General features: G+C 53.3%; 26 protein-coding genes. 10 read left to right on the forward strand and 16 right to left on the reverse strand.

Annotated elements, in window-relative coordinates; translation table 11 throughout:
- Positions 1-651: 651 nt before the first annotated feature.
- On the reverse strand, positions 652-789 hold the full coding sequence (locus tag ACERJC_RS10955; protein WP_373671648.1) for a hypothetical protein: 138 nt from the start codon (positions 787-789) through the stop codon (positions 652-654).
- A gap of 14 nt (positions 790-803) precedes the next feature.
- Between ACERJC_RS10955 and alaA the strand changes: the two genes are divergently transcribed.
- The gene (gene alaA, locus ACERJC_RS10960; RefSeq protein ID WP_373671649.1) at positions 804-2,021 is read left to right on the forward strand and encodes an alanine transaminase AlaA; all 1,218 of its coding nucleotides are present in this window, start codon (positions 804-806) and stop codon (positions 2,019-2,021) included.
- An 83-nt stretch (positions 2,022-2,104) separates the two neighbouring features.
- The gene (gene yfbR / locus ACERJC_RS10965; protein WP_042317802.1) at positions 2,105-2,704 is read left to right on the forward strand and encodes a 5'-deoxynucleotidase; all 600 of its coding nucleotides are present in this window, start codon (positions 2,105-2,107) and stop codon (positions 2,702-2,704) included.
- A 119-nt stretch (positions 2,705-2,823) separates the two neighbouring features.
- Here yfbR and ACERJC_RS10970 read toward each other — a convergent pair whose 3' ends face one another.
- The 4 genes from ACERJC_RS10970 to yfbV form a co-directional block, all read right to left on the reverse strand.
- Positions 2,824-4,656, reverse strand: coding sequence for an SLC13 family permease (locus ACERJC_RS10970; protein WP_371894578.1), 1,833 nt, complete (start codon positions 4,654-4,656; stop codon positions 2,824-2,826).
- 76 nt (positions 4,657-4,732) lie between these two features.
- Positions 4,733-5,410, reverse strand: a complete 678-nt coding sequence (locus ACERJC_RS10975) for a sugar phosphatase (RefSeq protein ID WP_152403361.1) — start codon at positions 5,408-5,410, stop codon at positions 4,733-4,735.
- Positions 5,403-5,897, reverse strand: coding sequence for a YfbU family protein (locus ACERJC_RS10980; protein WP_042290698.1), 495 nt, complete (start codon positions 5,895-5,897; stop codon positions 5,403-5,405). The genes ACERJC_RS10975 and ACERJC_RS10980 overlap by 8 nt, the downstream gene beginning before the upstream one ends.
- Positions 5,898-5,989: 92 nt before the next feature.
- Entirely contained in the window at positions 5,990-6,445 is a 456-nt protein-coding gene (gene yfbV, locus ACERJC_RS10985; RefSeq protein WP_373671650.1) for a terminus macrodomain insulation protein YfbV, read from the reverse strand.
- 338 nt (positions 6,446-6,783) lie between these two features.
- Between yfbV and ackA the strand changes: the two genes are divergently transcribed.
- From ackA to yfcC, 3 genes are all read left to right on the forward strand, one after another.
- Positions 6,784-7,986: an acetate kinase gene (gene ackA, locus ACERJC_RS10990; RefSeq protein ID WP_152403359.1), complete on the forward strand. Its 1,203-nt coding sequence runs from the start codon at positions 6,784-6,786 to the stop codon at positions 7,984-7,986.
- A 74-nt stretch (positions 7,987-8,060) separates the two neighbouring features.
- Positions 8,061-10,205 (forward strand): phosphate acetyltransferase, encoded by a 2,145-nt coding sequence (gene pta, locus ACERJC_RS10995; protein WP_373671651.1) that lies wholly within the window; start codon positions 8,061-8,063, stop codon positions 10,203-10,205.
- A 188-nt stretch (positions 10,206-10,393) separates the two neighbouring features.
- Entirely contained in the window at positions 10,394-11,917 is a 1,524-nt protein-coding gene (gene yfcC, locus ACERJC_RS11000) for a putative basic amino acid antiporter YfcC (RefSeq protein ID WP_373671652.1), read from the forward strand.
- Between the two features lie 102 nt (positions 11,918-12,019).
- Here the strand turns inward: yfcC and ACERJC_RS11005 are convergent, their stop codons facing one another.
- The 5 genes from ACERJC_RS11005 to ACERJC_RS11025 all read right to left on the reverse strand — a co-directional run bounded on the left by ACERJC_RS11005 (position 12,020) and on the right by ACERJC_RS11025 (position 16,049).
- Positions 12,020-12,973, reverse strand: a complete 954-nt coding sequence (locus ACERJC_RS11005) for a transketolase family protein (RefSeq protein ID WP_152403353.1) — start codon at positions 12,971-12,973, stop codon at positions 12,020-12,022.
- On the reverse strand, positions 12,966-13,796 hold the full coding sequence (locus ACERJC_RS11010) for a transketolase (protein WP_373671653.1): 831 nt from the start codon (positions 13,794-13,796) through the stop codon (positions 12,966-12,968). The genes ACERJC_RS11005 and ACERJC_RS11010 overlap by 8 nt, the downstream gene beginning before the upstream one ends.
- Positions 13,793-15,184 carry a PTS ascorbate transporter subunit IIC gene (locus ACERJC_RS11015; RefSeq protein ID WP_373671654.1) on the reverse strand — a complete coding sequence of 464 codons (1,392 nt, stop codon included), beginning with the start codon at positions 15,182-15,184 and terminating at the stop codon, positions 13,793-13,795. The genes ACERJC_RS11010 and ACERJC_RS11015 overlap by 4 nt, the downstream gene beginning before the upstream one ends.
- Before the next feature lie 69 nt (positions 15,185-15,253).
- On the reverse strand, positions 15,254-15,526 hold the full coding sequence (locus tag ACERJC_RS11020; RefSeq protein ID WP_152403347.1) for a PTS sugar transporter subunit IIB: 273 nt from the start codon (positions 15,524-15,526) through the stop codon (positions 15,254-15,256).
- A gap of 79 nt (positions 15,527-15,605) precedes the next feature.
- Entirely contained in the window at positions 15,606-16,049 is a 444-nt protein-coding gene (locus tag ACERJC_RS11025) for a PTS sugar transporter subunit IIA (RefSeq protein WP_373671655.1), read from the reverse strand.
- Positions 16,050-16,298: 249 nt separating this feature from the next.
- On the opposite strand from ACERJC_RS11025, the gene ACERJC_RS11030 reads away from it, so the two are divergent.
- The gene (locus ACERJC_RS11030; protein ID WP_152403343.1) at positions 16,299-17,318 is read left to right on the forward strand and encodes a LacI family DNA-binding transcriptional regulator; all 1,020 of its coding nucleotides are present in this window, start codon (positions 16,299-16,301) and stop codon (positions 17,316-17,318) included.
- Between the two features lie 4 nt (positions 17,319-17,322).
- Here ACERJC_RS11030 and yfcD read toward each other — a convergent pair whose 3' ends face one another.
- From yfcD to yfcF, 3 genes are read right to left on the reverse strand one after another with little or no spacing between them, the layout of a single operon-like run.
- Positions 17,323-17,889, reverse strand: a complete 567-nt coding sequence (yfcD, locus tag ACERJC_RS11035) for an NUDIX hydrolase YfcD (protein ID WP_042317782.1) — start codon at positions 17,887-17,889, stop codon at positions 17,323-17,325.
- Between the two features lie 57 nt (positions 17,890-17,946).
- Complete coding sequence (gene yfcE / locus ACERJC_RS11040; protein WP_152403341.1) at positions 17,947-18,498, reverse strand: phosphodiesterase; 552 nt, start codon at positions 18,496-18,498, stop codon at positions 17,947-17,949.
- Between the two features lie 55 nt (positions 18,499-18,553).
- Positions 18,554-19,198, reverse strand: a complete 645-nt coding sequence (gene yfcF / locus ACERJC_RS11045) for a glutathione transferase (RefSeq protein WP_373671656.1) — start codon at positions 19,196-19,198, stop codon at positions 18,554-18,556.
- A 139-nt stretch (positions 19,199-19,337) separates the two neighbouring features.
- On the opposite strand from yfcF, the gene yfcG reads away from it, so the two are divergent.
- From yfcG to ACERJC_RS11065, 4 genes are all read left to right on the forward strand, one after another.
- Positions 19,338-19,985 (forward strand): GSH-dependent disulfide bond oxidoreductase, encoded by a 648-nt coding sequence (yfcG, locus tag ACERJC_RS11050; protein ID WP_373671657.1) that lies wholly within the window; start codon positions 19,338-19,340, stop codon positions 19,983-19,985.
- A 54-nt stretch (positions 19,986-20,039) separates the two neighbouring features.
- Complete coding sequence (folX, locus tag ACERJC_RS11055; protein ID WP_043000007.1) at positions 20,040-20,402, forward strand: dihydroneopterin triphosphate 2'-epimerase; 363 nt, start codon at positions 20,040-20,042, stop codon at positions 20,400-20,402.
- Positions 20,403-20,422: 20 nt separating this feature from the next.
- Complete coding sequence (locus ACERJC_RS11060) at positions 20,423-21,316, forward strand: TIGR01777 family oxidoreductase (RefSeq protein WP_152403335.1); 894 nt, start codon at positions 20,423-20,425, stop codon at positions 21,314-21,316.
- Positions 21,317-21,385: 69 nt separating this feature from the next.
- The gene (locus ACERJC_RS11065) at positions 21,386-21,904 is read left to right on the forward strand and encodes a GNAT family N-acetyltransferase (protein ID WP_152403333.1); all 519 of its coding nucleotides are present in this window, start codon (positions 21,386-21,388) and stop codon (positions 21,902-21,904) included.
- Between the two features lie 102 nt (positions 21,905-22,006).
- On the opposite strand, the gene hisP is transcribed toward ACERJC_RS11065, so the two are convergent.
- From hisP to ACERJC_RS11080, 3 genes are read right to left on the reverse strand one after another with little or no spacing between them, the layout of a single operon-like run.
- The gene (gene hisP, locus ACERJC_RS11070; RefSeq protein WP_373671658.1) at positions 22,007-22,780 is read right to left on the reverse strand and encodes a histidine ABC transporter ATP-binding protein HisP; all 774 of its coding nucleotides are present in this window, start codon (positions 22,778-22,780) and stop codon (positions 22,007-22,009) included.
- 13 nt (positions 22,781-22,793) lie between these two features.
- Positions 22,794-23,501 carry a histidine ABC transporter permease HisM gene (hisM, locus tag ACERJC_RS11075; protein ID WP_061074826.1) on the reverse strand — a complete coding sequence of 236 codons (708 nt, stop codon included), beginning with the start codon at positions 23,499-23,501 and terminating at the stop codon, positions 22,794-22,796.
- Positions 23,498-24,184, reverse strand: coding sequence for a histidine ABC transporter permease HisQ (locus tag ACERJC_RS11080; protein ID WP_373671659.1), 687 nt, complete (start codon positions 24,182-24,184; stop codon positions 23,498-23,500). Before ACERJC_RS11080 ends, hisM begins: the two co-directional genes overlap by 4 nt.
- Positions 24,185-24,188: the final 4 nt, after the last annotated feature.

The raw sequence follows: 24,188 nt of genomic DNA on the forward strand, positions 1-24,188 counted from the left end.
GGTATATCATGAGACTGGCGAAATGCTACTCCCTTTCTTACGTAATAATACCTTACGCGATCACTCAGGTTATTTCGTTAAGAACGGGCTGACCTATTAAAGTGTATGCAGATTTCTGCCATTGTCTGGATGTAAAAGTGTAAATGTAAAGAATGGAACTGAGCATACATCAACGAGAAATAAGCATACATGGCAGTAAGTTAGCCGCAAAACCCCATTCGGGATATTAACAAATCACGCGACCACATGTCTTTTCCTCTGGCGTATCTTAACCTAAAACCTTTTTATTTATAAGCCTTAATACGAATAATCTGATGCAAAGTTTTGTTATGTTTCTCAAACCAGGCTGCTATTATTCCCGACCTACGTAAAGCCTTTTTAATTATTAAATAATAATTAATGAGATCCAAGGTCATTCATAAATCCTGCTTAACATTAGATTTACACCATCAGGGTTCCCGTACATCCCGATAACACAGCCGACAGTTAATCTTTCAGTATTTACGAATTATTAAATGACGTAAGAGTCACCCCGAAATTTCACGAGCGCAGAACCTTTTCCCGGCAAGAGAATACGCCACCCAAAAGCAAAAACTCTGAAATATCATGCTGAAAAATACAACAACAACTATTTTTATCTCTGCAAAACCGTTAAAAACCAGTCAATGACAGCATAATAGCGCTTAACCATTCAGCAAAATCTTCTTCTGCAAAGCCTTCAAAACGCCCCGCCGTGGGAGTACATTGTTTCAAACTGACTTCCACGGCAGGAAGTGGTGATAACAGCATAAAGGTCAAGATTCATGTCCCCCATTGAGAAATCCAGCAAATTAGATAACGTCTGTTATGACATCCGCGGTCCTGTTCTGAAGGAAGCGAAACGCCTTGAAGAAGAAGGCAATAAAGTCCTGAAACTGAACATTGGTAACCCCGCCCCCTTTGGCTTTGATGCCCCCGATGAGATTCTGGTGGACGTCATTCGTAATTTGCCTACCGCGCAGGGTTATTCCGATTCGAAAGGCCTCTATTCCGCACGTAAAGCCATCATGCAGCATTATCAGGCTCGTGGTATGCGTGACGTCACCGTCGAAGATATCTATATCGGCAATGGCGTTTCGGAACTGATTGTGCAGGCGATGCAGGCATTGCTGAACAGTGGGGACGAAATGCTGGTGCCCGCGCCGGATTACCCGCTGTGGACGGCGGCCGTCGCGCTCTCCGGTGGGAATGCAGTGCATTATCTGTGTGATGAGTCGTCCGACTGGTTCCCGGACCTTGACGACATCCGCGCAAAAATCACGCCGCGTACCCGTGGGATAGTCATTATTAACCCAAACAACCCGACCGGTGCGGTCTATTCCAAAGAACTGTTGATGGAGATAGTCGAGATCGCGCGGCAGAATAACCTCATCATCTTTGCCGATGAGATCTACGATAAAATCCTGTATGACGACGCCGAGCACCATTCCATTGCCGCGATGGCGCCAGACCTGCTGACCATCACGTTTAACGGCCTGTCCAAAACCTATCGCGTGGCCGGATTCCGTCAGGGCTGGATGGTTCTCAACGGTCCGAAGAAACATGCGAAAGGTTATATCGAAGGGCTGGAGATGCTGGCATCGATGCGTCTTTGTGCCAACGTGCCGGCGCAGCACGCGATTCAGACGGCGCTGGGCGGTTACCAAAGCATCAGTGAATTTATCATGCCCGGTGGACGTCTGTATGAGCAGCGCAACCGCGCCTGGGAATTGATCAACGATATTCCGGGCGTCTCCTGCGTGAAGCCGCGCGGTGCACTGTATATGTTCCCGAAAATTGACGCCAAACGTTTCAATATTCACGACGACCAGAAAATGGTGCTCGATTTCCTGTTACAGGAAAAAGTCCTGCTGGTTCAGGGCACGGCGTTTAACTGGCCGTGGCCAGACCATGTGCGTATCGTCACCCTGCCCCGCATTGACGATATCGAAATGTCGCTGAGTAAATTTGAACGTTTCCTGTCGGGATATCGGCAGTTGTAATCTGAAATGGGCTGCCGGTATTTGCATCCGGCGGCCTTCTCTGCGCACAATGACCTCCAGGTTGTTATCATGAAAAGATCACTATGAAGCAGAGTCATTTTTTTGCCCATCTCTCCCGCCTCAAACTCATTAACCGCTGGCCTTTAATGCGCAATGTGCGCACAGAAAACGTCTCTGAGCATAGCCTCCAGGTCGCGATGGTGGCCCATGCGCTGGCGGCAATCAAAAACCGGAAATTTGCCGGTCAGGTTAATGCCGAGCGCATTGCGTTACTGGCGATGTATCACGACGCGTCAGAAGTGCTGACTGGCGATCTGCCCACGCCGGTGAAATATTTCAATTCGCAAATCGCCCAGGAATATAAGGCGATTGAGAAAATCGCTCAGCAGAAACTGGTCGATATGGTGCCCGATGAATTGCGGGATATTTTTGCGCCGCTGATTGATGAGCATGCATATAGCGAAGAAGAAAAATCAATTGTGAAACAGGCCGACGCGCTGTGTGCGTATCTGAAGTGTCTGGAAGAGTTGTCGGCGGGAAATAATGAATTCCTGCTGGCGAAGACGCGGCTGGAAAAAACGCTGGAATCACGCCGGAGCCCGGAGATGGACTATTTCATGGAGGTCTTTGTCCCCAGCTTCCACCTTTCTCTTGATGAAATTAGCCAGGATTCTCCATTGTAAGCCATGTTGCCGGATGGTGACGTAAACGTCTTATCCGGCCTACAGATCGCATCCAGTCATGTCCGAATGATATGAACGTCACGTAGGCCCGGTAAGCGTCAGCGCCACCGGGCAGCAGGTCAGAACGGGAACAGTAGCGGGATCATCAACACACACACCACCATCACAATAATCGTAAACGGAACGCCCAGCTTCAAAAAATCGCTAAAGCTGTAATTCCCCGGCCCTAACACCAGCGTGTTGACCGGTGATGAAACCGGCGTCATAAAGGCCGCTGACGCCGCCATCGCGATCACCATCGCAAATGGATAAGGGGAAACGCCCATCGATTTCGCCGCCGCCAGGGCAATCGGCGCCATTAATACCGCCGTCGCGGTATTTGAGATAAACAGGCCAATGGTCGCACACAGCACAAACAAACACCCCAACATCATGTACGGCCCATAGCCGCCGCCGACGTCCATCAACCCTTTCACCGCCAAATCCACACCGCCGGTCTTTTGCAGCGCCAGCGCAAAAGGCATCATGCCGACGATCAAAATGATACTTGGCCAGTGAATCGCTTTGTACGCGCTTTCGGCGTCAATGCAGCGGAATTTCCCCATCAGCAGACAGGCAACAATTGCCGCAACGGTATTAGGAATTTCGTCGGTCAGCATCAGCGCGACCATCAGAACCAGACAGAAAATAGCGTGCGGGGCCTGGCTGTGCGCAGGTGACGCCTCGCTCACCTCTTCCGGCAGGTTAAGCGCAACAAAATCTCGCCCCTGCTTCGCCAGCATACCGATCAGCTTCCAGTTACCGACGACCAGGATGATATCGCCCATCAGCAGCGGCTCATCAGCAAGCGAGCCCTCGATCGCCACGCCGTCGCGTTTCAGACCGACCACGTTCAGCCCGTAACGGGTACGAAAACCAATTTCCCGCACCGACTTGCCAATCAGCTCCGATTCCGGGATCAGCGAAATTTCCGCCATTCCCACATCCAGCGCCTGATCAGAGAAATATTCCCCGCGCAGCACCATCGGCTCCAGCAATTGCTCGCTACAGAATTCACGGAGATCGACATCGGCGGCAGACATATCAATCAACAATACGTCGCGGGCGCGAAACTCCGAAACCCCGTTCACATTCACAATCACCCGCCGAAAACGCCGCCAGCGTTCAACACCGATCACGTTGGCGCCATAGCGCTCGCGCAGTTTGAGATCGTCGAGGCGCTGACCGATCATCGGCGACCCCGGACGAATCGCCAGTCGACGCGCACGCCCGGTCAGCCGATATTCTTTGATCAAATCGCGGAAGGTACGACGCTTCCAGCCATCCCGTTGCTGTTGCGGATTGTCGCCTTTGAGCATAAAACGCATCAGCAGCATATAGATAATGCCCAGCACCAGCACGACCAGACCGATAGGTGTAACGCTGAAGAAACTGAAACCAGCATGGCCTTCACGCAGCAATTCACTGTTAACCACCAGGTTTGGCGGGGTGGCCACCAGCGTCATCATACCGCTGATAAGCCCTGCGAAACTCAGTGGCATCATCAGGCGCGATGGCGAGGTTTGCATACGCATCGAGACGCTGAGTACCACGGGGATAAAGATAGCGACAACGCCAGTTGAACTCATAAACGCGCCCAGTCCGGCAACGGTCAGCATCAGCAGGACCAGCATCTTAACTTCGCTACTGCCCGCCATTTTCACCAGCCAGGTGCCCATGACGGTCGCCACGCCGGTACGCACCAGTCCGTCGCCGATGATAAACAGCGCGGCAATCAACACCACGTTAGGGTCGCTGAAACCAGAAAAGGCTTCGGTAAGACTCAATGTTCCACTCAGAACAAAGGCTACGATGACCAACAGAGCTACCGCGTCCATACGCACTCTGCCCGTCGCAAACAAAATAACGGCAATCGCCAACAGCGAGAGAACCCAGATCAATTCACCGTTCACAACCTATCCTTGTCAGATGAGAAGATGGAGTGATTCTGCCATAAAAAAGCCCCGACAAATCGGGGCTAAATCATGATCAGGTATTTCTTAATACGACCACATCACCGTTCGGTTGTTTGGTCACCGAAAGCTGCTCCAGACTGGTCAGCGCGAAATCGACCTCATCCAGACGCGGCGTGTCCGCCGGGGCATTTACCGCGATAACATGGCAACCTGCAGCCAATCCCGAGAGCACACCTGCAGGAGCATCTTCCACCACCACGCATTCGTGCGGCGCTAACCCCAGCAACTGCGCCCCCAACAGGTAGGCATCCGGTTCAGGCTTACCGCGTTTGACCCGCTCAGCGGTCACGAAAACCTCCGGGGCCGGCAGATTGGCCACCTGATGACGCGCACGAGCAACCGGCATTGACCCGGAGGTCACAATCGCCCACGGAATCCCGGCCTTGTTCAGATGGTTGAGCAGTGCAACCGCACCGGGCAGCGCAGTGATGCCCGCCGTTTCTGTCGCTTCAATTCGCTCCAGACGCGTAAATTCAGCGGCGATCTCCGCCTCAGGTTTGCCCGCCATAAAGTGACGCAAAGAGGTGATCGCCTGCTTGCCATGAACAAAACTCAATACGTCGTCATGCGTCAACCCAAAACGATCGGCCCAGTTACACCATGCGCGTTCCACTGCGGGTAAAGAGTCAACCAGAGTTCCATCCAGGTCAAACAGAAAGCCTTTGCACTGCACGTTCACCTCCTCAGGCATTGATGATTTGGTTGATTTCGTTGGCGCTCAAATGGTACTGACGCGGGCAGGCATGCCATGCGCTTAACATCCGCTGATATTTTTCCCACATAGGGGTCTGGGCGTTGAAACCGTGTGTGCCGGCATCAAAATGGGTGTAACGGCCTTCCACATTCACCATAAAGCGAACGTAGCCGAGGTAGCGCGCTTCCGTTGCGGCATCAAAACCCAGGAAAGTCACCCGACGCTCATCAATACTTTGCGCATCTTTCAGATTGGCCCATGAGACGTGCAGGGCATGATACATCTCCATGATGTCGATAACCGTACGACAGGTTTCCTCTTTCAGCTCGCCAAATTCCCGATCCAGTTCGCGCATTTGCAGACCGTAACCGCGTTCAATAATCGTCTGCAGACGACGATAGCGCTCGGCGTTAGTCGGATCGAGCATAGTCATCATTTTGTATTGATTAGACAAAATAAGACGTTGAGCGTTGGTCATTTCCATTTGGGACTCCTGTATCACTCTACTACGGTGAAAAAAGTGAAAAAAAAGAAGGCATCAATATGCCTTCTTTTATATGCGTAATCCGGGGTCAATTACAAATCATCAAGGAAAGTTTTATCCAGTTGTTTGAAGGCACGCTTAAGCGTGTCAGCTAACGCCTGGTAATCGGGTTTCCCTTCAACCGGTGTGAGCGCTTGCCCTGCTTCCTGTAATTTGCCTCTGACTTCATAAAACCAGTTCAGAATAGAGGGCGGCAGTGGCGTGACGGAACGTTTTCCTAACCACCACAGCCCCTGCATCGGCAGGCTGAGCGCGAACAACGCGGTGGCGACGGCAGGCCCTAACTGGCCGCCCAGTGCTATCTGCCAGCACAGGGTAAAGATGGCGATCGGCGGCATAAAGCGGATCGCGTAACGCGTCATCCGTATCACGCGATTCTCAACAAAGACGGGTGCAAGGCGCTTTTCCATTGGCCACGTCTTTGAGTAATGTTGCCCCCGACGAAAAAGGCTAAAAAAATTTACGGAGCGATGATCCGGCGTCGACATGGCTTACCTCAACTTCACATATAAAAATTCAAATATTTGTGCAAAACAACAACTATGCGGGACAACGTTCAAAACATTTTGTCATTGATACCCACTATCGGGTATCCTGTAGCGGCCTGTAAATGGCCTGTAGTCCAAAATCATTGAGTCGTCAAATTTACATATAGTATGCCATTGGCTGAAAAATACGCAAAATGGCATAGACTCAAAGGTATTTCTTCCATCATGCCAAAAAAGACAACTGGCATGATGTTAATCATAAATGTCAGCGTCACACTGCGCTACGCTCTATGGCTCCCTGACGTTTTTTTAGCCACGTATCAATAATAGGTACTTCCATGTCGAGTAAGTTAGTACTGGTTCTGAACTGCGGTAGCTCCTCACTGAAATTTGCAATCATCGATGCAGTTAACGGTGAAGAGTACCTTTCTGGTTTAGCCGAATGTTTCCATCTCCCAGAAGCACGTATCAAATGGAAAATGGACGGCGGTAAACAAGAAGCGGCTTTAGGTGCAGGCGCCGCTCACAGTGAAGCGCTGAACTTTATCGTTAATACTATTCTGGCACAAAAACCAGAACTGTCTGCGCAGTTGACTGCAATCGGTCACCGTATCGTACACGGCGGCGAGAAGTATACCAGCTCCGTGGTTATCGATGACTCTGTTATTCAGGGCATCAAAGATTCTGCCTCTTTCGCACCGCTGCACAACCCGGCTCACCTGATCGGGATCGCAGAAGCGCTGAAATCCTTCCCGCAGTTAAAAGACAAAAACGTAGCCGTGTTTGACACCGCGTTCCATCAGACTATGCCGGAAGAGTCTTACCTCTATGCCCTGCCGTACAGCCTGTACAAAGAACACGGCGTTCGTCGTTATGGCGCGCACGGTACCAGCCACTTCTTCGTCACTCAGGAAGCGGCAAAAATGCTGAACAAACCGGTTGACGAACTGAACATCATCACTTGCCACCTGGGCAACGGTGGTTCTGTTTCGGCTATCCGCAACGGTAAATGTGTTGATACCTCTATGGGTCTGACCCCGCTGGAAGGTCTGGTAATGGGTACCCGTTCTGGTGATATCGACCCGGCAATCATTTTCCACCTGCACGACACGCTGGGCATGAGCGTTGATCAGATCAACAAAATGCTGACCAAAGAGTCTGGCCTGCTGGGTCTGACCGAAGTCACCAGCGACTGCCGTTACGTTGAAGACAACTACACCACCAAAGAAGACGCGAAACGTGCAATGGACGTTTACTGCCACCGTCTGGCGAAGTACATCGGTTCCTACACGGCGCTGATGGACGGTCGTCTGGACGCGGTTGTCTTCACCGGCGGTATTGGTGAGAACGCGGCCATGGTTCGCGAGCTGTCTCTGGGTAAACTGGGCGTGCTGGGCTTTGAAGTTGATCATGAACGTAACCTGGCTGCGCGTTTCGGCAAGTCTGGTTTCATCAACAAGGAAGGTACCCGTCCTGCAGTGGTGATCCCAACCAACGAAGAACTGGTTATCGCGCAAGACGCGTGCCGTCTGACTGCCTGATTTCACACCGCCAGCTAAGCTGGCGGTGCTGTTTTGTAACCCGCCCAACGGGCGGTAACGAAAGAGGATAAACCGTGTCCCGTATTATTATGCTGATCCCTACCGGAACCAGCGTCGGCCTGACCAGCGTCAGCCTCGGCGTCATCCGCGCTATGGAACGCAAAGGCGTTCGTCTGAGTGTCTTTAAGCCAATCGCCCAGCCACGCGCCGGTGGCGATGCGCCAGACCAGACCACCGCTATCGTTCGTGCAAACTCCTCTGTCACAGCGGCTGAACCGCTGAAGATGAGCCACGTTGAGTCTCTGCTGTCCAGCAATCAGAAAGATGTGCTGATGGAAGAGATCATCGCGAACTACCACGCGAACACCAAAGACGCAGAAGTGGTACTGGTTGAAGGCCTGGTCCCAACCCGTAAACACCAGTTTGCGCAGTCCCTGAACTACGAAATCGCTAAAACGCTGAATGCAGAAATCGTCTTCGTGATGTCTCAGGGCACCGATACGCCAGAACAGCTGAACGAGCGTATTGAACTGACTCGCAGCAGCTTCGGCGGCACAAAAAATACCAACATCACCGGCGTTATCGTTAACAAACTGAACGCCCCGGTTGATGAACAGGGTCGTACTCGCCCGGATCTGTCCGAGATTTTCGACGACTCTTCCAAAGCGCAGATCGTGAAAGTTGATCCGGCGCAGCTCACCGCAAGCAGCCCGATGCCGGTTCTCGGCGCAGTGCCGTGGAGCTTTGATCTGATCGCTACCCGTGCTATCGACATGGCGCGTCACCTGAATGCCACCATCGTTAACGAAGGCGACATCAACACGCGTCGCGTGAAGTCTGTCACCTTCTGTGCGCGTAGCATTCCGCACATGCTGGAACACTTCCGTGCCGGTTCCCTGCTGGTCACCTCCGCTGACCGTCCGGACGTGCTGGTTGCCGCTTGCCTGGCCGCGATGAACGGCGTAGAAATCGGCGCCCTGCTGCTGACCGGTGGTTACGAAATGGACGCGCGCATCTCTAAACTGTGCGAACGCGCTTTCGCGACCGGCCTGCCGGTATTCATGGTGAACACCAATACCTGGCAGACCTCTCTGAGCCTGCAGAGCTTCAACCTGGAAGTGCCGGTTGACGATCACGCACGTATCGAGAAAGTTCAGGAGTACGTGGCGAACTACATCAACGCTGACTGGATCGAGTCTCTGACTGCGACCTCTGAGCGTAGCCGTCGTCTGTCTCCGCCAGCTTTCCGCTATCAGTTGACCGAACTGGCGCGTAAAGCCGGTAAACGTGTTGTGCTGCCGGAAGGCGACGAACCGCGTACCGTGAAAGCGGCAGCCATTTGTGCTGAACGTGGTATCGCAACCTGCGTGCTGCTGGGTAATCCGGAAGAGATCAACCGCGTTGCGGCGTCTCAGGGCGTTGAACTCGGCGCTGGCATCGAAATCGTTGACCCGGAAGTGGTCCGCGAAAGCTATGTCGCACGTCTGGTTGAACTGCGTAAGAGCAAAGGCATGACCGAAACCGTTGCCCGCGAACAGCTGGAAGACAACGTGGTTCTCGGTACGCTGATGCTGGAACAAGACGAAGTTGACGGTCTGGTGTCCGGTGCCGTTCACACCACGGCTAATACCATTCGTCCGCCGCTGCAGCTGATCAAAACGGCGCCGGGCAGTTCACTGGTTTCCTCCGTATTCTTCATGCTGCTGCCGGAACAGGTTTACGTTTACGGCGACTGCGCGATCAACCCGGATCCGACCGCTGAACAGCTGGCTGAGATCGCAATCCAGTCCGCCGATTCCGCAATTGCCTTTGGTATCGAACCGCGCGTCGCAATGCTCTCCTACTCCACCGGCACCTCTGGCGCGGGTAGCGACGTAGAAAAAGTGCGTGAAGCGACTCGTCTGGCGCAGGAAAAACGTCCTGACCTGATGATCGACGGTCCGCTGCAGTACGATGCTGCCGTGATGGCTGATGTCGCGAAATCCAAAGCGCCGAACTCTCCGGTTGCCGGTCGCGCTACCGTGTTCATCTTCCCGGATCTGAACACCGGTAACACCACCTACAAAGCGGTACAGCGTTCAGCCGACCTGATCTCCATCGGGCCGATGCTGCAGGGTATGCGCAAGCCGGTGAACGACCTGTCCCGTGGCGCGCTGGTTGACGATATCGTCTACACCATCGCTCTGACCGCGATTCAGTCTTCACAGCAGCAGCAGTAAACTGCCTCCCCTGGGCTCTCACGAGCCCAGTCAACATCCGGAAATTTCAACGATTTCCGGATTTTTTATTTCCGTCCTTTCAGCGTTGCAAAATCTGATTTTTTTGGCTTAACTGCGCTGTATCAATGAATAACCATTCGCCTGTTTGCATACTTAGCCTCTTTGCTTTGCAACAGGGATAGTCTGTCATGTCTGCAGTAACCGAAACACAGCCAACCAGAAGAAAATGGGCCATGCCCGATACGTTGGTGATTATTTTCTTTGTCGCCATTTTAACCAGTCTTGCAACCTGGGTTGTCCCCGTCGGGATGTTTGACAGCCAGGAGGTGCAATACCAGGTCGATGGTCAGACAAAAACCCGTAAAGTGGTCGACCCGCACTCCTTTCGTATTCTGACCAACGAGGCAGGTGAAGCGCAGTATCACCCGGTGAAGTTCTTTACCACCGGTGACGAAAGTCCGGGCCTGATGAACTTCCCGTTTGAAGGGCTGACTTCTGGCTCTAAATTCGGCACCGCCGTTGGCATCATCATGTTTATGCTGGTGATTGGTGGCGCGTTTGGCATCGTCATGCGTACAGGAACGATTGATAATGGCATTCTGGCGCTGATCCGCCATACCAAAGGCAACGAGGTTCTGTTTATCCCGGTGTTGTTTATTCTCTTCTCGCTGGGCGGCGCGGTATTCGGTATGGGGGAAGAGGCGGTCGCCTTTGCGATCATCATCGCGCCGCTGATGGTGAGGCTGGGCTATGACAGTATCACCACCGTGCTGGTGACCTATATTGCAACACAAATTGGCTTTGCCAGTTCGTGGATGAATCCCTTCTGCGTGGTGGTTGCTCAGGGTATCGCCGGCGTTCCCGTCCTCTCCGGTTCCGGTCTGCGTATCGTGGTATGGGTCATTTCAACGCTGATTGGCCTGACGTTTACCCTGGCCTACGCCTCGCGGGTGAAAAAGAACCCGCTTCTGTCGCGCGTACATGAATCTGACCGTTTCTTCCGCGAGCAGCAGGATGATGTTGTCGAGCGACGCTTCACGATCGGCGACTGGCTGGTACTCCTGGTTCTGACCGGCGTGATAGTATGGGTTGTCTGGGGCGTCATCGTCAACGCGTGGTTTATTCCTGAAATCGCCAGCCAGTTCTTCACCATGGGCCTGGTGATTGGCATTATCGCCGTTATTTTTCGCCTTAACGGCATGACGGTCAACATTATGGCGTCCTCTTTCACCGAAGGCGCGCGCATGATGATTGCCCCTGCCCTGCTGGTAGGCTTTGCCAAAGGTATATTGCTGCTGGTAGGCAACGGCGAAGCAGGTGACGCGAGCGTGCTGAATACGCTGTTGCACAGTATTGCCAACGGCATCAGCGGGCTGGATAACGCCGTTGCCGCGTGGTTTATGCTGCTCTTCCAGGCCGTGTTCAATTTCTTTGTTACGTCAGGATCCGGTCAGGCGGCGTTAACCATGCCGCTGTTAGCGCCGCTCGGCGATCTGGTAGGTGTTAATCGTCAGGTAACCGTGCTGGCGTTCCAGTTTGGCGATGGCTTTAGCCATATCATCTATCCGACCTCAGCGTCACTGATGGCGACGTTAGGCGTCTGTCGGGTGGATTTTCGTAACTGGCTGAAAGTGGGTGCGACGTTGCTGGGACTGCTGTTTATTATGTCCAGCGTGGTGGTGATTGGCGCACAGATTATGGGATACCATTGATCCAACATGCCGGATGGCGACGCTAACGCGTCTTATCCGGCCTACAATATTTCTTATCCTCGTAGGCCGGATAAGCGTTAGCGCTCATCCGGCTTCTCCTTTCTAAAGCAGTGATTTTGCCGCAGTCACAATCGCCGCCGCGGTGAGTCCATACTCTTCCTGCAAGAAGTCCTGGGTGCCGACCTGTCCATAGCGTTCCCTGACGCCAACCCGCCGCATCGGAACCGGGCAGGTTTCTACCAGCACTTCCGCTACCGCCGATCCCAGCCCGTTATGGATACTGTGATTTTCACAGGTCACAATCCGCCCCGTTTTTTCGGCATAGTTCTTCACCAGCATGCGATCGACAGGCTTGAGGGTGAACATGTCGATGACGGCCGTACTGACCCCCATCCGCTCCAGTTGTCGTGCCGCTTCCAGCGCTTCAGCCACCATAATCCCATTGGCAATCAGGGTGACATCATTGCCTTCCCGCAACACATTTCCTTTCCCCAGCGTAAAGGTCGATCCCGGGGCGTAAATACTCGGTGCCTGTTTACGGATGGTGCGCACCCAGTAGAACCCGTCGAGGTCAATCAGTTGGCGTAAGATATCGTCAAACATGACGGCATCAGTAACCTCCAGCACCACCGAATGCGCCAGCCCGCGAACGATGCCCATATCTTCGAAAGACATGTGCGTCCCGCCGTTATGACAGGCGGTCACGCCGGCATCGGAGGCGATGACTTTGACGTTACTCCGCTGATAATCGAGCGACATAAACAGCTGATCGAAACAGCGGCGACTGGCGAATGCCGTAAAAGTATGCACAAACGGCTTGCGTCCGGTCAGTGCCAGCCCTGCCGCAGTACCAATAACGTTCGCCTCCATGATGCCGCAATTAATGACATGCTGCGGATACTCGCGCGCCACGCCGTCCATCGCCATGGAGCTCATCAAATCCGCTTCCAGCGCAATGATCGGGCTTCCCGCCGCCACTTCTTTCGCGACAAAACCGGCATAAACCTTGCGCATCTCCACACTGTCTTTTTGTCCTGCGGGCGCGAGCTTAATCATGCGTAGCCTCCAGTTGGCGAAGATTATCGTTCAGCGCATGTCTGGTCTCATCCGTCAGGCGCAGGTGATGTGAGTTGGTTAATTGCTCCAGATACGGCACCCCCTGCCCTTTGACGCTGTCAAGAATCACAACGCGTGGACGTGCCTGGCTATCCAGAACCGGTTGGACCACCGCCAGCAGGCCGGGGATATCATCCCCTTTCACCGTGAATGCCTCAAAACCAAACGCACGAAATTTATCTTCAAGACAAAACGGGTGGATGATGTCATCCAGTTCGCCATCCAGCTGCTGCTTATTCCAGTCAATGAAGACCGTCAGGTTGTTCAGGCGATGGTGGGCAATAAACTGGAACGCTTCCCAGCACTGCCCTTCATTGAGCTCGCCATCACCCACAATGCAGAATACCCGGTTAGTCCGCTGCGCCAGTTTGTGCGACAGCGCCATCCCCCCGGCGATAGAAATGCCCTGCCCCAGCGATCCTGTCGTGGCATCAACGCCACGCGTCTTAAGACTGTCCGGGTGACTGGGCAGACGCGTGCCGTTCTGGTTCAGCGTGCTCAACTCTGCGACCGGGAAGTAGCCTTTCAGCGCCAGCGTGCTATACAGTGCCGGCCCGGCATGGCCTTTTGATAACACGAAATAGTCCCGCTCTGGCCAGTCCGGATCGGCAGGGTCAATGTTCATCACCTCGCCATACAAAACCGCCAGCGTTTCCACCACCGACATACAGCCGCCAAAATGGCCAAAGCCGAGATCAATAAGCGACTTCAGGGTGGCGATGCGAATCTCGCGCGCCAGTTGCGTTACCGCCTTCACACTCATGATTTGGCTCCATTATTTTCCTTAGTCTGACCCGTTACAGTCCGGTTTTTCGCGAACAGGTTCCAGGCCACCAACAGCGCAAACAACGCCACAACCAGTCCCGTGATGGCAAAAGGCGACAGATAACGCGCCAGGTTGCCGAGCACGATGCCAACGACGCCAAAATCGGCATCCGAGAAAGTGGTATTGGCAAAACCAATCGCGCCCAGCACGGGCAAGAGGAGAACCGGCAGGAAGGTGATTAACAGGCCATTGGCAAACGCGCCAATCATGGCCCCGCGACGCCCACCGGTGGCGTTACCAAACACCCCGGCCGTTGCGCCAGTGAAAAAGTGTGGAACAACGCCTGGCAGGATCAGCACCAGTTTCATCTGTCCCAACAGAAACAGCCCCACCAGCCCGCCGAGAAAACTGAACAGAAAGCCAATCAGTACCGCATTCGGGGCATAGGGATAGACCACCGGGCAGTCCAGCGCCGGTCGCGCGTTAGGCACCAGTTTTTCAGAAAAACCGGTAAACGCCGGGACGATTTCCGCCAGAATCAAACGGACACCTTGCAGAATAATGAACACCCCGGCGGCAAAGGTGATCGCCATGATGATGGCGTAAACCAGATAGTTCTGCCCGCCGCTGAAGGTACTTTCGACATATTCCCGACCGGCGCTGATCGCCATAATCAGATAGATTATCATCATGGTCAGGGAGATAGAGATTGAACTGTCACGCAGGAAGCTCAGGTTCTTCGGTAAGTTCATCTCTTCGGTCGAACGGGAACCTTTGCCGCAGACGCTGCCGATCCAGCCTGACAGCACGTATCCCAGCGTGCCGAAGTGACCAAAGGCAATCTCATCATTTCCGGTGATCCGCCGCATATACCGCTGCGCCAGCGCGGGGAAAAAAGCCATCACCAGCCCCAGAATCAGCGAACCCGTAAAGACAAGGCCGATCCCGTCGAATCCGGCGACGGTCAGAATGACGCCGATCATGCAGGCCATATAAAACGTATGATGCCCGGTCAGGAAGATATACTTCAGGCGCGTGAAGCGGGCGACAATAATATTCGCCACCATCCCGAACGCCATAATAAGCGCGGTTGAGGCGCCATATTTCTCGAGAGCAATAGAGACAATGGCTTCATTATTAGGAATGATGCCCTGAATATTAAACGCGTGCTCAAACATCCCGCCTAACGGATTTAACGATCCTACCAGCACCGTTGCGCCGCCGCCAAGAACAATAAAACCCAGAATCGTTTTAATTGTCCCTTTTATCACATCGGAAAAAGCTTTCTTTTGCGCGACCAGGCCAATTAATGCAATTAACCCCACCAGCACGGAAGGGACTTTAAGAATATCAACAACAAAATTCAGCGTTTCAAGGATAAACATATCCACCTCGCTTTATGCACATCAGCGCAACCGCCATCGGGCTGTTTGCATGATGGTGTGCATTTACAGTTATTGTTTGTCGAACCATTCGCGCAATTGCGCTTCCAGTTCATTGATATCGATAATATTATTAATCACCACCAGTTGAGTTTCCGGTACGCTGGCACTGGCGGCAATATCTTTTGCCATCACAAACAGATCGGCAGCGCCAGGCGTGGCGGAGGAGAGATCGGAATGTTCAACATCTGCCTGAATATTAAGTTTCTTGAGCACTTTTTTAATATTCATTTCGACCATAAAACTGCTGCCCAGGCCAGAACCACAAATTGCCAGAATTTTCATTGTTATCCCCTTTTTTAAGTAGAGTACGCCCGCATCACGCTTTCGCGTCATGTTTTAGAAGATGCCAATATGACTTACATCAGAAACGTGAAATGATTTTTTTAATTTCCTCCAGGGTTGTTGCCTGATGTAATCGCACCAGATCCTCGTCGCTTGAAAATAATTCAGCCAGTGCGGATATCATGGCAATATGGCTATGTTTATCCGGCGCCGCGAGCATGATAATAATGTCGACAGGATCAAATTCGCCTGCGCCAAATGAAACACCGTGCTCCAGTTTTAACATTGAAAGCCCTAATGCTGTTGCGCCTTCTTCCGGTCTGGCATGCGGCATTGCCAGACCCGGTGCCAGGACGTAGTAAGGTCCCAATTGATGATGCTGCGCGACGATGGCGGTAAGGTACTTCGGTGTAATAATCCCGGCAGCAAGCAAAGGTCTGGCACACCACGCAAGAGCCTGCTGCCAGTCCTCAACGCTCTCGCGCAGCATGATGGTTGACTCCGTTAACCATTTATTCAGCACGTCCTCTCCTCATTTCTTGCTCAATGTGAGCAAACTTTATTCAACCCATGAAACCTTATCTGCGATCATTCTCACAAAGATAGCGCTATCAGGGGATATCGTTCAGATATGTGATAGCGCTATCAAAATATAATTGCCGGGTAAAATCACAGCAATGAAAGTCATTAAAGGCGTATACTTGCCCTGCATACGAAGCAAAAAATGACGATAAAAAGCGGCTCAACCGGTTGTAATTGCGCAGGAATGTGTATGTCTCTGACCCGAAAACGACGTAGTACAGGCAAGGTGACCATTGCGGATGTCGCTCACCTTGCCGGTGTCGGCACCATGACCGTCTCTCGTGCACTGCGCACGCCTGAACAGGTTTCCGATAAACTCCGGGAAAAAATAGACGCTGCAGTGCATGAACTGGGCTACATGCCCAATCTGGCTGCAAGTGCGCTGGCGTCTGCGTCATCACGAACCATTGCGATGGTCGTACCGAATCTTTCAGAGGCTGGCTGCTCGGAAATGTTCGCTGGATTGCAGGAAGTCCTGCAGCCCGCCGGATACCAGATCATGCTGGCAGAGTCCCGTCATCGCCTGGAACAGGAAGAAACGCTGCTTGAGACGCTGCTGGCCTCCAATATTGCCGCCGCCATTTTGCTCAGCGTCGAGCACAGCGACACCGTGCGGAACTGGCTGAAAAACGCCAGGATCCCGGTCATGGAGATGGGCGCGATTCGTAGCGATCCCATTGATATGAACATTGGTATTGATAACGTCGCAGCAATGTTTGAACTCACCGAAATGTTGATTCAACGCGGCTATCAAAACATTGGACTGCTCTGCGCCAATCAGGAACAGTGGATTTTTCAGCAGCACTTGCAAGGCTGGTATAAGGCGATGCTGCGCCACCACATGTCGCCGAATCGAGTGATTAACGCGGCGCTCCCCCCCAACTTTTCCACCGGCGCTTCGCAGTTGCCCGAGTTTATTCTCGCCTGGCCCGAACTCGACGCGCTGGTTTGCGTGTCGGATGAACTGGCCTGTGGCGTGCTGTATGAGTGCCAGCGACGACGCATCAAAGTGCCTGACGATCTGGCGGTAGTCGGATTTGGCGATAGTGATGTGAGCAGGGTTTGCCAGCCGCCGTTAACCACGATGGCTGTGCCCCATCGCAAGATTGGTATTGAGGCTGGACGTGCGTTACTGGCACGGTTTGAGGATGGCAACTGGCGCGATCAAAAACCGATCGCCTCCAGTTTGTGCGTAAGGGACAGTTGCTGAGCGGTTACTCCGCCTCTTCCTGCTTCTCCTGTTGCGACTCTGACCTGGCCGCTTCGTTTTTGGCATTACGGGTCATCCATAGCGCTAGCGCTTTCAGAGAGTCGGGCGTGAACTCATCGCAGCGAGCGGTAATTTCTTCTGGCGTCAGCCAGCACACTTCGCTGACCTCTTCTTCCTGTAAGGCGAACGGGCCGTGCGACACACAACTGAACAACGCCCCCCAGACGCGACAGTTCTTATCTTCAAAGTAGAACTGACCGTGTTCGGCAAATGGCACGCCGGCAATGCCTAACTCTTCTTCCGCTTCACGACGGGCAGAATCCAGCAGTTGTTCGTCGGCCTGCACAACGCCACCGGCAGTGGCATCTAACATTCCAGGTAAAAAGTCTTTTGTCTCGGTACGACGCTGCACCAGTATTTTGCCCATCCCGTCATGTACGACAATATAGGTCGCACGATGACGCAGGCCCTGCGCTCGCATCTGTTCCCGGCTGGATTGTGCAATGACTTCGTTGTCTTCATTCACAATATCCACCCATTCCGTACTTGCCAAACGACGCTGTTCCACCATCAGGAAACCTTCTTTTTCTGGCGCTCTTACGGCGCATTTACATATGTGGGGGGTAAATTACGAATTAATCGCAACCTGTGCAATGATACTTTGATCATTGAGTGCGATAACGCTTAAAACATTATCGTCCAACAGGCCATAACTTGCCTGAAAGCCCCCCTTAGGAATGCTTACTGAACCCGGGTTGAAGTGATAAATATCGCCTTTTTTTTCTGCCACCGGCAGATGCGTATGCCCATACACCAGGACATCGCTGGCGCGTAAAGCGGGCAGGCTATCCGGCCCAAAGAGATGGCCGTGAGTCAGAAACAGCCGCTGATTATCCAACAGCACCTGCTGCCAGGGCGCGGTCATTGGAAACTTCAGCAGCATTTGATCCACTTCGCTATCACAGTTTCCCCGTACCGCAATAATCTGCGCCGCCTGTTCGTTCAGTCGCTCAGCCACCTGAGCGGGCGCGTAGCCTTCGGGTAAGGCATTTCGCGGCCCGTGGTTGAGTACATCTCCCAGTATCACCAGCCACTGTGCGCCACTCTGGGAAAACAACGTCAGCACGCGTTCTGTGGCAGGCAAGGACCCGTGAATGTCGGATGCAAACATCAGTTTCATCACATACTCCGTGTCATCAAAAACCACATTATGATACTGGATTGTAGACGCTTTATCAGCCTGAACGCTTCGCGGAAAGCGCAATATAACGCTGGACAGATGCGCGTTGCCACTGAAATGCTGCATATTCCGCCAGTCGTTCAGGGACCTCATCACCATTGAGGACCAGACGGTTGAGCATCAGGGCTAAATCGGTATCGGCCAGACACCATTCTCCGAAAAGATTTGGCATGTCGTGTGCCAGTAGATTCCCCGCCGTGGCGAACAGTTTTTCCGCGCTGACTTTCCCCGCGTCGCTCAGCGGCCCTTTCTTTACCCCACCGAAAACGACATCCGTCGGACGTTCTTCTCGAATGGGCATTAAATCACTGCGCAACCATGCCTGAATCTGCCTCGCACGCGCGCGCTTTTGCAGGTCGTGGGGATAGATTCGTTCCCAGTTGGGTGGCGCAAAACTGTCTTCCAGATATTCAGCTATCGCGGAGGACTCGCTCAGCTCAAAGCCATCGATTTCCAGCAACGGCACACGGCGAGTCAATGCAAAACCCTGCCAGCCAGGTTGTAGATGTTCGCCGCTGTCCAGGTCAACGGTTTTCAGGCTAAACGGCAGCCCCTTTTCCTGCAACGCAACATAGGCAGATAGCACGTAGGGAGAGAAAAAATTCGCGTCTGACCACAGCGTGATGTTGGGTTTACTCATAGCATCCTCGTCGTTATTAGGCTTTTCTCACAACATAGAGGGTCTTTCGCTTGCTGTCACCTGATGAAAACTCACACAGCGCAACAGGCTTTCTATACTTGTGGTTGTCTAATTCCACTCAATGCTTTCTGGAGCTGAAATGATCGACCTCTATTATGCCCCGACACCCAATGGGCACAAGATTACGATCTTCCTTGAAGAGGCTGCGCTGGACTACCGACTCATTAAGGTGGATATCAGTAAGGGAAATCAGTTTCGCCCTGATTTCCTGGCCATTTCACCCAACAATAAAATCCCCGCCATCGTCGATCATGCCCCAATCGATGGCGGCACACCGCTCAGCCTGTTTGAGTCCGGCGCCATTTTGATCTATCTGGCGGAAAAGAGCGGCCTGTTGCTTAGCGGCGAATTGCGCGAACGCCATACCACGTTGCAATGGCTATTCTGGCAGGTGGGCGGACTGGGACCGATGCTCGGTCAGAATCACCATTTCAACCATTTCGCCCCGCAGGCCATCCCCTACGCCATCGAACGCTATCAGGTGGAGACACAGCGGCTGTATAACGTCCTCAATAAACGGCTGGAAACGTCGCCGTGGCTGGGCGGTGAACATTACAGCATCGCCGACATTGCCTGCTGGCCGTGGGTGAACGCCTGGCAGCGTCAGCGCGTCGACCTTGACATGTTTCCCGCCGTGAAGAATTGGTTTGACCGCATTCGCAGTCGACCCGCCACGGAACGCGCGATGATGCGGGCGCACCAGGATCCTGCGAGTGCAAAAGAATAACGTGGCCGGGTTCTCGTGTATCATGCGAGAGTTCATACATGGAGGAGACCTGCAATGTCACATCATGACGCTATTATTCGTATAAAAAACCTTCGTTTACGCACTTTCATCGGTATCAAAGAGGAAGAGATCAATAACCGACAGGACATTGTCATCAACGTTGCGATTCACTATCCGGCAGACAAAGCCCGCGTCAGCGAAGATATCAATGATGCGCTGAACTACCGCACGATCACCAAAAATATCATCCTGCACGTTGAGAACAACCGCTTCTCATTGTTAGAAAAATTAACCCAGGATGTGCTCGATATCGCACGCGAACACCACTGGGTCACTTATGCTGAAGTGGAAGTCGACAAACTACACGCGTTGCGTTATGCCGATTCTGTCTCCATGACGTTGAGCTGGCAGCGCTAACCGCTTTCACGGGAGGCTGCATGAAGATACTGGTAACTGGAGGGACTGGCCTTATCGGAGGACACCTGGTCCCGCGCCTGCAGGAACTGGGCCATCAGGTGACGGTACTGACCCGCCGCCCCGATGACGCCCGCAAAAAACTCAATGATCGGGTCACCCTGTGGAACTCGCTGGACGATAAGCACAACCTCGACGACATCGATGCGGTGATTAACCTGGCCGGTGAACCCATTGCTGACAAGCGCTGGACGACAGAGCAAAAAGATCGCCTGTGCCAGAGCCGCTGGCGCATCACCCAGAAACTGGCGGACCTCATTAACGCCAGTGAAACGCCGCCGTCGGTTCTGATTTCAGGTTCTGCCGCCGGTTATTACGGTGATCTGGGTGAAGTGGTTGTCACCGAGGAAGAGCCGCCGCATAACGAATTCACCCATAAGCTTTGCGCGCGCTGGGAGCAAATTGCCTGTGAGGCGCAAAGCGACAGAACGCGCGTGTGCCTGCTGCGTACCGGCGTGGTGCTGGCGCCAAAAGGCGGGATCCTCGCCAAAATGATCCCCCCCTTTCGCCTGGGCCTCGGTGGTCCAATCGGCAGCGGTCGCCAGTATCTGGCCTGGATCCACATTGATGACATGGTCAATGCGATCCTCTGGCTGCTGGATAACGATCTGCGTGGACCGTTCAACATGGTCTCACCCTACCCGGTACGCAATGAACAGTTTGCTCATGCGCTAGGACATGCCCTGCAGCGGCCTGCGATTCTTCGCGTACCGGCCACGGTGATTCGCCTGCTGATGGGCGAGTCGTCCGTTCTGGTGCTGGGTGGGCAGCGCGCCCTGCCAAAACGACTGGAAGCCGCCGGATTTCCCTTCCGTTGGTACGATCTTGAAGAAGCGCTGGCGGATGTTGTTCGTTAACGTCTTCCCTGTTCACCCTCGCTATTCCGGTGGTAAGGTAGTCTCACTGGCTCCCGGAATGGCGATTTTATGGCACGACTCACCACTGAACGACTGACGCTTTCCCCGTTTCAACCCACAGACTGGCCCTTTTTCCTCGCGCTTCGTGAAAATCCGGACGTCATGCGTTTTATGGGCAACCTCTGCCCCGAACGCGAAACACGCTTATTGTTTGCACGTCGCCTTACCTCAAAACACACCTTCGTGATCCGCCAGCATCACGATGCCACACCGCTGGGCGACATTGGCTTACAGGTTAGCCATCATTTTCCGCAAGAAGCGGATATCGGTTATTGCGTCATCCCCGCAGCCCAGGGACGCGGTATCGCCAGCGAGGCCGTTCGCGCCGTCTGCAACTATGCCTTTTGCGATGCCGGTGTGAAAGCCATCAACGCCTGGGTGCTCGCCGAGAATCGGGGTTCAGTTCGTCTGCTGGAAAAGCTCGGATTTGTGCGTACGCAGGTACTGGAGAAAGCGTTTGAGGTCAACGGTATCCACTATGATGACTGGGGATACCGTCTGGAGGCAGAGGCGTTTGTTGATCTGTAGGCCGGATAAGGCGTTTACGCCCCCATCCGGCATTGAATGTTAGCCTGAGGCGCTGCGCTTATCAGGACTATTAGCTGAAAACACCACGCCAACAGAGAAATGTTACTTCAGCGATCCTTTCAGGAACTGTTGCAGACGTGGACTTTGCGGATTGCCAAAGAGTTGCTCCGGATTGCCCTCTTCTTCGATTTTCCCCTGATGCAGGAAAATAACGTGGCTGGAGACATGGCGGGCAAAGCCCATTTCGTGCGTCACCACCACCATCGTTTTTCCCTCTTCTGCCAGTTGCTGCATGATACGCAGCACTTCGCCCACCAGTTCAGGATCCAGCGCCGAGGTCGGTTCGTCAAAGAGCAGCACCTCCGGCTCCATCGCCAACGCGCGCGCAATCGACACACGCTGCTGCTGACCGCCGGAAAGATGCACCGGATATTTCCCCCGGGCGCGCTCATCAATACCAACTTTCGCCAGATATTTGATCGCCCGCTCGCGGGACTCCTGTTTGCTCAGGCCCAGTACCTGAATCGGCGCTTCCATGACGTTTTCCAGCACCGTCATGTGGCTCCACAGGTTAAAGTGCTGAAACACCATTGTCAGGCGCGTACGCAGTAAACGAAGCTGATTTTTATCCGCCACCTTTAGCTGACCGTCCTTGTCACGCACCAGATTGATATTCTGGCCATTGACCACAATCGACCCTTCACTCGGTTTTTCGAGGAAGTTTATGCAGCGCAAAAACGTACTTTTTCCCGAGCCAGAAGAACCAATAATACTGATCACATCCCCGGCGTTGGCCTGCAGCGAAACCCCTTTCAGCACTTCGTGTTCGCCGTAGCGTTTGTGCAAATCGATAACGTTTAATTTATTCTCAGACATCGTGTTACTCGAATTATTTAGAGGAAACATGCTGCAACCAGCGCCTTTCCGCGCGGCGGAAGAGGCTTATCAGGACATACGATATGATTAAGTACAGCACGGCGGCAATACCGAAGGCGGTAAAGGGCTGATAGGTCGCCGAGTTTATATCACGGGCGATTTTCAGCAGATCCGGAACCGTCGCGGTGAAGGCCAGCGCCGTGGAGTGCAACATCAAAATGACCTCGTTGCTGTACGCGGGCAACGCGATACGCAGCGCCGAAGGCAGAATAATGCAACGATACATTTTAAACGAGGAGAAGCCGTACGCGCGCGCTGCTTCAATTTCACCGTGTGGAACCGAACGGATCGCCCCAGCGAAAATCTCCGTGGTATACGCGCAGGTGTTCAGCGTCAGCGCCAGAACGGTACAGTTCAGACCGCTGCGAAAGAAGGCGTTAAGAAAATCCGTGCCTTTGACTATCTCCAGCGTGTACATCCCTGAATAGAACACCAGTAGCTGAACGTACAGTGGCGTCCCGCGGAAAATATAGGTGAATAGCCAAATGGGAAACTGGATGAATTTGTTACTGGAAACGCGGCCAATCGCCAGGATTACCGCCAGAATGCCGCCCATCACCACGGAGGAGATCAGCAGCCACAGCGTTATCGCCACGCCCGTAAAGCGGTAGCCGTCCGTCCACAACAGGGATTTCCAGTACTCCTGAATAATCTCGATCACAGGTCAGCCCTCTTCACACCGACGGAGTAGCGGCGCTCAAGGAACAGCAGCACACCATTAGAAACCGTAGTAAATACCAGATAAATAAGTCCGCAGACGATGGCGAAATAGAAGGGCTCCCAGGTGCTCTTCCCGGCCAACTGCGTGGCTTTTACCACATCTTCCAGACCGAGCAGCGAGACCAGCGCCGTCGCTTTGAGGATCACCTGCCAGTTGTTACCAATCCCCGGCAGCGCATAACGCATCATCGCCGGGAACATAATGCGGCGAAAAGTTTGTGACGAGGTGAAACCGAAGGCCGTTGCCGCTTCAATATGCCCTTTGGGGACCGCCATAAAGGCGCCACGGAAGGTTTCCGTAAAATACGCACCGTAGATGAAGCCGAGCGTAATAATACCAGCGACCATCGGGTCGATATCAATCTGACCGATGCCTATCGCATCGGTTAACGCGTTGAGTGCTATCTGCAAGCCATAAAAAATCAGCAGCATCAGCACCAGATCCGGCACCCCGCGAATGAGAGTGGTATAACCTTCGAAAATAAGCCCCGTCACCCGGTTTTGCGAGAGTTTGGCCCCCGCCCCGACGAGGCCGATCAGAACGGCCAGTACCACGGAACTGAGAGCCAGTTCCAGCGTGACAATTGCGCCCTGTAAAATAACACCTGAAAACCCGTACAACATGCTG

The organism is Citrobacter telavivensis (genome assembly GCF_041807075.1).
GTDB classification, from domain to species: domain Bacteria; phylum Pseudomonadota; class Gammaproteobacteria; order Enterobacterales; family Enterobacteriaceae; genus Citrobacter_A; species Citrobacter_A telavivensis.